Source organism: Phormidium pseudopriestleyi FRX01, from assembly GCF_017313335.1.
GTDB lineage: Bacteria > Cyanobacteriota > Cyanobacteriia > Cyanobacteriales > Laspinemataceae > Laspinema > Laspinema pseudopriestleyi.
In genome coordinates, this window is the sequence record NZ_JAFLQW010000034.1 from 1 (window position 1) to 12,738 (window position 12,738).

Sequence of the window (12,738 nt, forward strand, 5' to 3'; positions counted from 1 at the left end):
CCCTATATAGCGGTTTTCTGTTGGATGAGTTACACCAGTAGGGGCGCAATGCTTGCGCCCCTACTGAATATTCTGTCCCTCACACGCATGAAAACCGCTATATTTGTCGAGAGGCTTCATCAAACATTCTGTTAAATTTCTCTAATTTTAGTGATAGAATAAAGACAGAAGAATTCAGTGGCTTTAAGAGTAAAGCCAACGGCTATGAGTCGAGTAACAATGGGTTTAGCTTCTGACTTTCATCGCCTAGAGGCAAGTGTGATGAAAATCAAACTATTCCGTTTCGTTGCCAATGGATTGCTGGTCTTTGTCAATGTGTCTCGGGACTTTTATCTTGCTCGGATGATTCTGCTTGGCGATCGCGTAGTCTCTCCCCAGGGAAATCACCACGCCCCAACCGAGGGAGTCTGACATCGGAAATCTAAAGATGGGGGTCAAGGGCAATGGAATGGGAGTCTTTTGCCCGAGGTCAAAAATCAGGGATTAAATCCGGCAGAAAAAGATTGACGGAAGTGGGGAAGGAATATGCAGACCGAGGGGGTAAAATGAGACAGTTGTGTTCTGTGCCGGACCTTGATCGAGCGCTATACCTTGCCCGAAATGGGCGAACTGTGGACTGAGACCTATAAATTTAAAACCTGGCTCGAAGTCGAGCTGGCGGTTTGTGACGCTCAAGCTGAACTGGGTTACATTCCCGCATCGGCAGTGGAAGAGATTAAAGCCAAGGCTAATTTTGACCCCAAGCGCATCCTCGAAATTGAGGCGGAAGTTCGCCATGATGTGATTGCCTTTTTGACCAATGTGAATGAGTACGTCGGGGAAGCTGGACGGTATATTCATTTGGGATTAACCAGTTCAGATGTGTTGGACACGGCTTTAGCATTGCAGATGGTGGCGAGTCTGGATCTGTTGCTGTCGGAATTGGAAACGGCGATCGCCGCGATTCGATATCAAGCGCAGCAACACCGGGATACGGTGCAGATCGGGCGATCGCATGGGATTCATGCCGAACCGATTACTTTTGGGTTTAAACTGGCTGGATGGTTAGCGGAAATGTTGCGCCATCGCGATCGCCTAGTGCGGGTGCGATCGGCCATTGCCGTGGGTAAAATCTCCGGTGCCGTGGGAACCTACGCCAACATCGAACCCCGCATTGAAGAGATTGCCTGTCAGAAACTCGGACTCGAACCCGATACCGCCTCCACTCAGGTGATATCGCGCGATCGCCATGCTGAGTTTTTGCAACATCTGGCCCTACTAGCGGCTTCTATCGAACGCTTTGCCGTAGAAATTCGCAACCTCCAGCGCACCGATGTTCTGGAAGTGGAGGAATACTTTTCCAAAGGGCAAAAAGGCTCCTCTGCCATGCCCCATAAGCGTAACCCGATTCGGTCCGAACGCTTAACCGGGATGGCGAGAATCGTGCGGGGTCATGCTGGAACTGCTTTGGAAAATGTGGCGCTTTGGCATGAACGGGATATTTCCCATAGTTCCGTCGAGCGAGTTATTTTGCCGGATGCTTGCATTTTGACTCACTTTATGTTAAGGGAAATTTCAGAATTGGTGAAAAATCTCCAAGTCTATCCCGAGAATATGAAGCGGAATATGAACGTTTACGGCGGGGTGATTTTCAGTCAGCGCGTTATGCTGGCCTTAGTTGAGAAAGGCATGAATCGGGAAGAGGCGTATAAAACTGTACAATCCTGCGCTCATCAAGCGTGGAATAAACCCGATGGGGACTTTCGTATGGCGATCGTCAAAGATGCCTCCGTTACAGATAAGCTGTCACCGGAGGAAATCGAAGACTGTTTCGACCCGAAATACCAGCTAAGACACCTGGATACGGTTTACCAACGCTTAAACATTTAAAACCGGCATGAAGGAAGCTTAGGGATGAAGGATGAATTGAATGGTCAAGGGTTCGGTTCATCCTTCATTCTTCCCCGTAATTTTCATTAAGAGGTCGTGCATGAAACCCCGTTCCTTGATCGCATATATTCTGGTGATGCTGGCGATCGTCTTGGCGATCGCCACCACAAGTACCGCCACAAACCCAGAACCCCAACGCACCGATTCGCCAGTAGAATCCCTGCGATTGCTGGCAGCAAAGCGGGACTTTTTAATTGGGACCGCCGTCCAACCTGGCCCCTTACAAAATGAGGTTCTCTATCGAGAGGTACTAGGGCGGGAATTTAACATTCTGATGCCTGAGAATCATACAAAATTTTGGCGATTGCATCCAGAACGTGACCGCTATGATTTTAGTGAAGTTGATGCGATCGTGCAGTTTGCTCAAGAACATGATATTAAAGTGGTCGGTCATGCACTGGCATGGTTTCATGCCGTTCCCCGCTGGGTCGTTGAAGGCAATTTTTCCCGGGATGAACTGATGGAAATCCTCCATGATCACATTCAGACCGTAGTCAGTCATTATCGCGGTCAAATTTATGCTTGGGATGTGGTGAATGAACCCGTAGAAGCCGATGGCAGCTTAAGAGAAACCATCTGGTCTAAAACCATTGGACCGGAATATATTGACCTAGCGTTGCAGTGGACTCGTGAAGCCGATCCAGATACTCTATTATATATTAACGATTATGCGGAAGGGCTTAATTCTAAGTCTGAATCGTTTTATAACTTAGCAAAAGAATTACGGGAAAGAGGAGCGCCCCTTGATGCCGTGGGGTTCCAATGTCACCTGGGATTTTTATCGGCAAAAAACGCTGAAGAAGTGGCTGAAAATATGAAGCGCTATGCCGAATTGGGGTTAGATGTGATGTTCACCGAGATGGATGTTCCGATTGATCAGTTTAGCGGCACCAAAGAGGAGCAATTAGAGGCACAAGCTAAAATGTACCGGGATTTTCTGAAGGTCTGTTTAGATGCCTCTAACTGCAAAACCTTAATGATGTGGGGATTTACCGATCGCCATACCTGGTTGAAGGGGTTTACTGGAGGTAAAGCCCCATTGATTTTTGACGAGTCCTATCGTCCTAAACCGGCCTATTCTGCAATGTTGGAAGAGTTAAAAGCGACAGAATAGATTCCGAAACGATGCCCTCAAACGGCCCTAATCGGTTGGCAAAAACCCACCCTTGAAGGGGTGGGGGCGGAGGTTCCGGGGGTGTTTGGGGGTTGGCTAGGGATTAAGGTTGGTAGGCCCCCTGGAACCGATCCGATCGCAACCGAGCAATATGTAGCGGTTCCCTGACTCATGAGGTACAGACATTTAAAGGAGTGCGTTCGCGTAGCGTGTGCGTCAGCACAAAGATCTTGCTCGCTATTATCAAAAGCGAGCAAGATGCTCGCACTCCTAAGATGTACGCGAATAACGGTGGGAACCGCTATAATCAGGCAATTTTCAGGTGGGAATTGCCCTTAAACTGAGCTTGGGGCGGTTGCCGCGGTTTCTTTCAGTAACAACTGCCGCCACTGGCGGATAATCTGCTGAAAAATCCCCCGTTCCGGAGTGACCCAGGAGGCGATCGCCTCGGACTCCAAAGTATCTAGGGCTACCGTTGCTCGGGCTAAGGTGGCCCATCGTTTTACCGGGTCCGGCTGTTCAGAATGGCTAGAGATTAAGGCCCCTATTTCTCCGAGACGGGCGATCGCATTCAGAACCTCCGGTCGAATCACGCCAGCTACTGGCATCCGGGAGTTTGCTTCCCCCTCATAGAAGGCAACCAGTTCGGATTTTTGGAGAGTCGGTAAGGCAATCCGGAGGTCAGAAAGGTTATCCAAAGATGATAATGCGGCCAAAATTGTCAAGGATTCGAGAATTTCTACACCCCCCGGATAGTCTCTGAGACTGAGGAGATGAGGCTTATACTCGGTCCAATCTAACTCAGACCGATGCATGGACTCAGAATTGAGCAACTGATACAGTAGGGCCGAAAACCGAGTTAAGGGAGTTTGACGATGCGATCGCCGGACCCAAGTTAGAACCCCAATCCAACTTTCTGAGACCTGATTCAACCAATCACTCCCACATTTGACCGATTGCAAACCCAGTTCTCCCAATAACACTTCTCGGCGTTCCGGGACTCCTCGCCAATCTTCGGCACTGACTGGTGACCAGAGATAGGCTTTTAAATCCGGGTCTCGGGCGATCGCATACAACAGATGTAGAGGATTTGGGGTGGAATGTAAATACCGCGATAACGCACTCAAGGCAACGGAACGCTGAAAGGGGTTGCGGCAGACTTCAGCGACCCGATGTAAACCCTCCTTTTCATCCCGTTGCAACTGCTGGAGTAGAGATTTGCGAGTATTCGGCAGTGGCAACACGACCAACTCATCCCAAAAAACTGGATGTTCATCGCCGCGTCGGTTGGGTTTGAGTGCAGCAATCAATTCAATCGGGTAAAACAGGAGACGCAACGACCCGATCGCCACTAGCAAATTAAAGAAAATCCCGATTCTAATTCCTTGGGAAACTGCCGCCACAAACCTAATTCGGGAGGCAATGTCTTTATCTTTGATGATATTCGCATCAAATGCACCGACTGCCATAGCGATCGCGAAAATCAACCCTACCCCAGTAAAGATACCCAACCCACTGCGTCCAGCTAAAGCAAAGGCCACGAACCAAATTGTCCCCATAAAAATCGCAAACCCTACAGTGAGTACCGAGGTATCGATGGCGATCGCCCCGAACATTTGTTGATAGGGTGGATTAATCTTGAGCAAATCATTCAAAATAAACAGGTTCGTGAACAAGAAACTCCCCCCCAGCGCCAGGACAAAGGCTGTCACCACACTACCGGCTAACCCCAGGGCCATAAAACTACAAGTGAGAATCAGTGCCGTTGCTAATACAATCCAGATCCACAGGAAAACTGTCCCGATTGCAAACCCGAGGGTAGTCCAAAAGAGGGTGCGTTGGACTGCTTTAAGAGGAATTTCTTCCCCAGAAGTGAGATTCCAAACTTTAGGGAGGCGATCGCCGGCACCGGAGATGATTCGTTGTCCATCCGGAGTCACCGCAACAGATCTCACCCACTCTTGATGTCCAGGGAGGGTATGTACCAGAGTCCCTTGTTGGAGGTTCCAGACTTTCAGGGTATGGTCAGAAGAGGCCGACACCACTTGCTTACTGTCCGGGGTGATTGCTAATCCATTAATCCACCCCTGATGTCCAGTTAATTCGTACCGGAGGGTTCCCTCATTTAGGTTCCAGACCTTGACAATTCCATCCATACCGCCAGAAACCACCTGTTGTCCGTCTGGGGTGACTGCAATGGTATTGACCCCTCCAGGATGTGCCATCAAACTCTGCACTTCAGTGCCAGATGACCGGACCCACACTTTAACTGAACCATCCAGACTAGCCGAAATCACCTGTTCTCCATTAGGGGTAACCGTGACGGCATTAACCTTAGCAGTATGACCGCTTAACGTTTGCAGGAGAGTTCCCTGTTCCAGATTCCAAATTTTCACGGTTCCATCTGTAGATCCAGAAATGGCCTGGGTTCCATCTGGGGTGAGGGTTATACTGTTGACAGGTCCGGTATGACCCTCCAGGGTATGCAGTTTTTTTCCGGACTCGATATCCCAGACGATGAGGGTACTGTCTGCTGAGGCGGAAATGGCTAATTTTTGGTCTGGGGTGACCGCGAGGTCTTCAATCCAGCGACGGTGGTTTTCGAGAGTCTGGAGGCGATCGCCTCCTTTGATGTCCCAAATAGTAACCGCGCGGTCTCCTCCCCCTGAAATAACCCGGTCTCCTGAGAGTAACGCCAAGGCATTAATTCCGTTGGGATTACCCGATAAGGTTTGCAGCAATGCACCTCTATCCAGATCCCATACTTTTAAGTTGCTGTTTCCAGTAAAGTCTCTCCCGGAGGCAGAAATAGCTTGAGTATTGGAAAGGGCCAGGACAGAATTAATGGATCCGGTATGACCTTGATTCACGGCGATAGTATAGAGGAAAAATGTGAATGCCAGTAGGAACAAGCATTTCACCACCGAGGCGATCGTCATCAGATACAGGTTTCGATATCCCGGGACCTTAAAACTCCCCCGAAATTTACTCCATCCGCTTTGTCGATACAAATCAGGGGCAGCTTTGTACAAATAGCTTCGGAGTACACTGGGACGAAAAAATACCCAGTAGGCCAGCAGACCATAATGATAAGGATTTAACGGGTTTAGGGATGAGGGTGTTTCACCCCGCTCCAGTGGGAAAATGGCCATAATGATTTTACTGTAGGGGTCAGTTTTACGCAGAAACTCTCAAGCTCTTTATCGGTCTTTTTACAGTATTCCTTTTCCGCTCCTCCTCGGGATCTAGGTTTGGTTAAATTTTATGAAGCAACTATCATTTTTATTCCTTGTCCCACCTGTAGTCTATTTATTTTGTGAAGGAAAATTGAGTCCCGAATTATCATAAGCTTGGTTTGATGAGTTCATGAAATATCCTTGTTAGCCTTATAAAATTACTTATCATGGCTTATATTCAAAACGATTTTAATCCTTAAATTATGAAAAATTTCCCTTGATTTCAATTTAGTTTATTCTAAATCTTTATTCTGATTAACTGATATTCAAAAACCCGCAGGAAAAACCATGAAAATTAATTACATCCTTTTATTTTCGGTTACTTTAGGCTTGGTCCTCACCATAGGGTTCTGGCAACCGGCTGAATCTGTTCGGATTTCCGACGGATTTAATCCAGGAGAATTTTCAGAACAGAGTCCATCAATTGTAGGGGAGACAACTGCCAATACATCTCAGTTTGAGGGAGAAAAATTGGTCGATATCCAAGATATTAATCCCGGCATTGCCCTGGATATTCGCTATGCCACGGCTAATAATTTCTTGAATGTCAAACTCTACTCTGTCCCTCGATGTCTTCTGCGAACTAGCGTCGCCCAAAAGTTATCGCGAGTTCAAGAGCAATTGCAACCTAGGGGACTGGGGTTGAAAGTTTTTGATTGTTACAGACCCTTATCGGTAACGAGGAAAATGTGGTCAGCGTTGCCGGACCCCCGTTATGTTGCTAATCCGGCAAGGGGGTCGCGACACAATCGCGGTGCAGCGGTCGATTTAACCCTGATTGACGCAATGGGCAATGAATTAGAAATGCCCACGGACTTTGATGATTTTAGCGATCGCGCAGCCCGAGATTACGAAGGAACCAATGTCAGCAACCAAGCCCGCCAAAATAGTCAATTACTCGAATCGGTGATGACCCAACAGGGTTTTATTCCCCTCATTACCGAATGGTGGCATTTTGATGCAGAAAACTGGCAAAATTATCCTCTTTTAGATATTTCTTTAGAAGCTATAAAGTAGTTTAAGGATTACTTGACTTCAACTAAAAAGTCATAGCTAAACCCTCGGAAATTTGAGTCTAAAACAATTTGATAGTCTCCCGTTCTCGGGAGAATTCCACTCCAATTTTGGAGGCCCGTATAGTGACCGCCATCAGTGAGTTCAGTTTGCCGATTAGGGTCATTGGGGATAAAAACGAACGGCAACGCGCCTTCGGAAACAGTGATGTTTAAAGTTTGACCTGCGGATGCCTTCAGGAGATATTCATGACTTCCGCCGCCAATAATCCGACCCGTGACTCTGGCAGAAGTGCCATTCGGGGGAAAATTAATCCGTTCAGTGACTTGGGAACAAGAGCTTTCGGTGATACTTTTGGCAATCCAACCTTCCACTGGATTGGTAATTTTAAACCAGCCATTTTGTTCGTCCGTAACGGCGAGAAAAGTCCCATTGGTAAGGGTTCCTAAGAGATTATTGGGGGCAACTTCTGGGCTGGAACGAACGTTAGCTGGGGGGTTGGGATCGGCGACGATCGCCGTGGTAATTTTGCAGTTGTCTTGGGAAGGGGTAATCATAATCGGTTCTGGAGTAGGGGTTTGGGGAGGTTGGGAAGATTGGGAAGATTGGGGAGATTGGGAAGATTGGGAAGATTGGGGAGGTTGGGGAGATTGGGAAGATTGGGAAGATTGGGGAGATTGGGGAGATTGGGGAGATTGGGGAGATTGGGTTGGAACTTGAGTGACTGGAGGGCGTGATTGGGGTGATTGGGAGGCAAAATAGGCACCCCCGAGTGCTGCGGCGATCGCTCCTGCCGCTAAAGCCATTATAAACGGTGTTTTCCCTTGCATAACGTTTATGGCATCTTAGCCAACATAGAACCACTCACCCAGTCTAAACGGTTCAAGGGGTGGGGGCCTTTATAGAGATAGATTTTTTGTATGAACCCGGAGAGAATGGCCCATTCTTCTATCACGAACGAGTGCATCTGTCGGGTTCTGCTTTCCCCCTGGACCCTGCTATCCTGCCACATTCGTTCCCGCACTGCGTAAATCGCTTCCCGACTGCTGTGATTGTGCCGCAGTTTGAGCGTTGACCCGATTCAGTTCGCGGATCCGACGAGAGAGCAGACGGATGATATTGATGGCAATACCGGGGGTTTCATCAATAGCATCGTAGAGTTGCTGCTGAGTCAACACCAGACACTCGCAGGGTTCCAGAGTTGTGACAGAAGCTGAACGGGGTTCAGCATCGAACAAAGACATTTCGCCAAAACAGGTCCCCTGTTCTAGTTTAGCGAGGTCTCGATTGCCAATGTGAACGCGGACCTTACCAGAAACGACGATATAGAGCGATCGCCCCTCCTGACCTTCCGTGAAAATGGTATGCTTTGCCGGGAAAGATAGCTCATCCATCACAGAAGCCAGACGCACGAGAAAGTCATCCCGAAGTTCCTTAAAAATCGGAACGGCCCTGACAAATAATAATCGGTCAACACTGGTGAGCATCTTAAGGCAGTAAACCGTAAAAAATAAAACCTAAAAAGTAATCAGGAGCAAGTAAAAAGGCAAAAGCAAAAATTTTCCTTTGATCTTTTTACTTTTACCGTACTTTAGGTCGCTTCCAACCCGGGGATGCCCGGATAATTGGGAAAACTCTGGGGGCCTCCAGCAGTAGATGAGGTTTGCGGAGGGGAATCCGCAATGCCCAATTCCGCCATCATTTCCTTGACTTGAGAGGCAACGAGGCGATCTCGATCGTTTTTCATCCTGGGCAACAGTTCGGTGAGGGCGCGAGGAGAGGCCACTTTCAGGTAGGCTAACACAGCTTCGCGCACAAAACTTTTCGGATGGTTCAAACAGGCTAAAGTTTGTTCCGCACTCAGACTCCAGCGAGAAGCCCTTGCCAGGTGAAAACAACAAGCCAGGGGCCACTCCGAGATAAAGTGGCGTAAGTCCACCAATCGCCGGAGGCGATCGCTCGCAGATAGGGTTTCGATCGCAATCAGTTCCGAGAGACTCTGGAGTTTTTCCTCATCGGCACGGCGATCGAGAATACTCAGCAAAATCCGTTTACTCGGAATATCCAGAGTATTATCCAAAATTTCCAAACCCCGGGCCATATTCGTCCGCACACCGGACTTTAAATTAAAAGCCGCCGCTTGAATCGAACCGAGGGGATAGAGAAACTTCATCAGCAAAAACAAGCGGTCCACCGAATCGGAAATGACATCGCGCAAAGCGCGGCGCAGCAGATTCGCTTCTCGTCCGACGATTTCTTCTGGATTGAGTCCGATGAGGGCCTGATAAATTTGACCCATCAACATCAATTCTTGGTCAATTAACGTTTCCACCCCACTGCGACCAATCCGATCTAAAACCCCTTCAATTCCGCCTTCCTTGGGAATTTTCAAGAGAATGCGAAGGATGTTGCGGCGGGTGGTCCCCCAACTGGTGACCAGATGATTCACCAACACATTCAGGGATTCCAGGGTGCCTATTTGACCGATCGCCGTCCAAGCCTGCATCCGGACTAAATCGGGCTTGTGAATATCTTCAGCCAGGGCCACGAGGCGATCGAGAATTTCATTCTCCAAACGAACCAAAGCTCGCATCGCCGATTCCCGGGTTGATTTATAGTAAAGTCCGCGCAACAGCGAGGGATAATACTCTTCTAAATGAGTCGATGCAATCACCTCCAACAGGGCACAGCGGACGCGCAAAGACTCATCCTGGAGCAGATTCGGTATAAACAGTCGTAACCCTTGCAAATAATCCGCTTCTCCCAGGGCACGACAGCCCATCACCCGTTCCCGTTCCTGTTTGTGGGTCAACATATGGCGCAGGGCGTTAGTCGCTTCAGCTTTTTGTTCGCGGTTGCCGCGACGCATGATGGAGGAGGCAGCAGTCCCGCGAACCACCGGGTCTACATCTGCACGCAGATAGGGGCGCAATTGCTCAATATCGAGTTCCGGTTCAGTCAGCCAGATATAGCGCAACGCCAAAGCTAAGACTTCTGGGGTGACAGATTGGTTGAGCAGGGTTCGCAGATGGGAGGTGTAGATGGGATTCGGATGGTTCAGCATCACCTCCAGACTTTGACGCTGCAAATTGGGGGTAAGATTGGGCAGGAGGGGGCCGAGGGCTTCGCCAACGTGCTCTGGGTCGATTTGGGTAAGCAATTCGATACAGGAGCGTTTATCATCTTCGTTGCCTTTCTGTTCGAGGGTTTCGACTACGGTGCGCTTTAACGCTCGCATATCGACATCGGAAACTCCGAGGCGTCCCCGTTCGGCACTGGAGACTAATAAGCCGAGATAGCGCGATCGCAGGATCCAGACGATAAAAAACCAGCCTAACCCCATCAGCACCACTGACACCAAGAAAACTTTGCCTTGATACACCAGAATCTCTTGGGGGGTAGCTTCAGGAAAGATCAGCCTGCACACCCAAATTGCCGCTAAAATCGCCACCCCGGTTACCCCCACTGCCAGGGGTTCAGCGATGCCATTCACCATTGATTGGATATTACTGCGAATGCTATCAGGGAGGGGTTGGAAAAAGACGGGACCGGTGCCTTCGATGAGGGTGTATTTGAGGAGCTCTTCAATAAATTTCAGGGAAACTAGCCCCCAAAAGAAGGGCAGAATCGGGGTCAGGGAAAAGGCGCTGAGTAAAACAACTGCCGCCGGTAAGAGGGTGGCGGCGGCAAAGACCCCGAATCGTTCCACAATTCGACTGGAGGCAAACCACTGCATCGCCAGTTCAAAGAGTCCTAGGATGCCGTTAAAGACGCCGAGGAAACTGGCAATCCCGATCGCCAAATCTTGTCCTACGGGGTTTTGCTGTTCCAATTCACTTAAAAATAGGAAGTCAATGACGAGATGTAAGGCTTCGGCGAGGATAAAAAATCCAAACAAGGGAACCACATAGCCTTTCAGGGGTCCACCCAGTCTACGATTGGTGAAATCCGGTTCATTTTCCAGGGAGCTCGTGCGCGGGGCGTCGGGAAAGGCTTGTTTGTAGGTGCGACTCAGGTAAAATAGCAGGAAGGCCCCCAGCAGCATCATGAAGCAGGAGGTTACCAGAACATTATTCAGTCCGACGACTCTGAGCAGCACGGGTAAGGAAAACCCACTAATCACATCGGCGAGTAAAATGCCGCTACTGATGAGGGGATAGGTGCGTTTAATTTCCCGAATGTTAAAGAGTTGATTGGCGGTAATGGAGGTGTTGAGGTCATTGAGGGCAAAGATGGCTTCCAACCACAAGCGCATCAGGAAAATCGTGACTGCGGCGGCGATCGCAATATTTAAGGCCACCCGAAAAAATAGCAAGGGGATCGCCATCAGGATCGCCACTGATACGATCACTTGGCGTAGGGGGAAAAACCGTTGCATCCACGAATACATGACTCCTAGGAAGGATCCCAGACCCGCCCCGGCGACATAAATCCAGGGCAAGGATTCCGCCCCATATTCGTTCAAAAACAGACCCACTGTACTTGCTTCTAACCACAACATCCCGATTGATGTGACGGTATAGAATGCAAACATCAACCAGGTGCGCTCTCCTTCCTCGGGACGGAGATTTAACCACTGTAGCAATGTGGTTGCTAACCTACCCTTAGCGGCAAACCGCTGTTCTTTTAGTTCCATGCAGCGTTGATTTCCCGTGTTGTAGAGTTTCCCTGAATGCCGGTTGTCTTCATCTACTATTCTTCTGCTATTTAGAATGCCATACCCTGTTCTGGCATGAAAAGCCCAGTTGATCCCTCATTATCCTCTGCTCTTGTCGCCAACGGGTTCCGGTTAATGGTTGACTCTAGGAGCGCTATATGGCGTACACGGGTTAATTCGCTTATGCCTAGCTCCTGTACCATGACCTCCTGCACTCAATCCCTGGCACGATTTTATAAGTTTTTCTTCCTTCTGATTAACATAATCTCTACTATTTTTCAATTGCTCTGGCTCGGTGATGCCTGAAGGAAGGTGACCGGGTTTTGGCGAGGGTTGAGAAGGGCTCGGAAGGATGAGTCGTCTGAGGCTCAGAGATGGGTTTGAGGGCCTAAAACAAGTCTTGCGCCGAGCGACACGCTCGGCGCAGATGAGGATACCTCAGTTCTCGTTAACTCCCAGTTAAACCCTCAAGGGGAACGGCACAGTAGTTCCCTTTCCAGGGTTTCCGATCGCTTGATTTGAGGGTTTGTTTAAATCCTAACAGCCAGGGCTGATGGTTATCTTACCGCTTTATGGGGGCCGTCACCCCCGATCGCCTGATTTCCCCCGCTGATTTTTCTCGGCACGATTTTGGGGGGAAAATCTCTGGTTGACACTCCCGATGTCTAAAGACACGGGGATTCTTGCACAGCCTTAGACCAAAGCCTAAGTCTGATGGGCGCTGCTCATTGTGCCTCTAATAAGTCCGCTCAAATTAGATTTGAACTTTCCCTTTACTTTGCGAAGGA

Annotated in this window: 8 protein-coding genes; 4 read left to right on the plus strand and 4 right to left on the minus strand. The window is 49.1% G+C overall.

Annotation, left to right across the window (positions count from 1 at the left end):
* Positions 1–204 precede the first annotated feature (204 nt).
* The 3 genes from J0895_RS01215 (at position 205) to J0895_RS01225 (ending at position 3,043) form a co-directional block, all read left to right on the plus strand.
* Entirely contained in the window at positions 205–411 is a 207-nt protein-coding gene (locus J0895_RS01215) for a hypothetical protein (RefSeq protein ID WP_207086326.1), read from the plus strand.
* A gap of 162 nt (positions 412–573) precedes the next feature.
* Positions 574–1,869 carry an adenylosuccinate lyase gene (gene purB / locus J0895_RS01220; RefSeq protein ID WP_207086327.1) on the plus strand — a complete coding sequence of 432 codons (1,296 nt, stop codon included), beginning with the start codon at positions 574–576 and terminating at the stop codon, positions 1,867–1,869.
* Between the two features lie 100 nt (positions 1,870–1,969).
* Complete coding sequence (locus tag J0895_RS01225) at positions 1,970–3,043, plus strand: endo-1,4-beta-xylanase (protein WP_207086328.1); 1,074 nt, start codon at positions 1,970–1,972, stop codon at positions 3,041–3,043.
* A 335-nt stretch (positions 3,044–3,378) separates the two neighbouring features.
* Here J0895_RS01225 and J0895_RS01230 read toward each other — a convergent pair whose 3' ends face one another.
* Entirely contained in the window at positions 3,379–6,195 is a 2,817-nt protein-coding gene (locus tag J0895_RS01230; RefSeq protein ID WP_207086329.1) for a WD40 repeat domain-containing protein, read from the minus strand.
* A gap of 372 nt (positions 6,196–6,567) precedes the next feature.
* On the opposite strand from J0895_RS01230, the gene J0895_RS01235 reads away from it, so the two are divergent.
* A complete protein-coding gene (locus J0895_RS01235) occupies positions 6,568–7,296 on the plus strand; it encodes a M15 family metallopeptidase (RefSeq protein ID WP_207086330.1) in 729 nt (242 codons plus the stop codon).
* Between the two features lie 8 nt (positions 7,297–7,304).
* Here J0895_RS01235 and J0895_RS01240 read toward each other — a convergent pair whose 3' ends face one another.
* The 3 genes from J0895_RS01240 to J0895_RS01250 form a co-directional block, all read right to left on the minus strand.
* A complete protein-coding gene (locus tag J0895_RS01240; protein WP_207086331.1) occupies positions 7,305–8,123 on the minus strand; it encodes an SH3 domain-containing protein in 819 nt (272 codons plus the stop codon).
* A gap of 168 nt (positions 8,124–8,291) precedes the next feature.
* Positions 8,292–8,780: a Crp/Fnr family transcriptional regulator gene (locus tag J0895_RS01245; RefSeq protein WP_207086332.1), complete on the minus strand. Its 489-nt coding sequence runs from the start codon at positions 8,778–8,780 to the stop codon at positions 8,292–8,294.
* A 104-nt stretch (positions 8,781–8,884) separates the two neighbouring features.
* Positions 8,885–11,929: an MFS transporter gene (locus J0895_RS01250; RefSeq protein WP_207086333.1), complete on the minus strand. Its 3,045-nt coding sequence runs from the start codon at positions 11,927–11,929 to the stop codon at positions 8,885–8,887.
* Between the last annotated feature and the right edge of the window lie 809 nt (positions 11,930–12,738).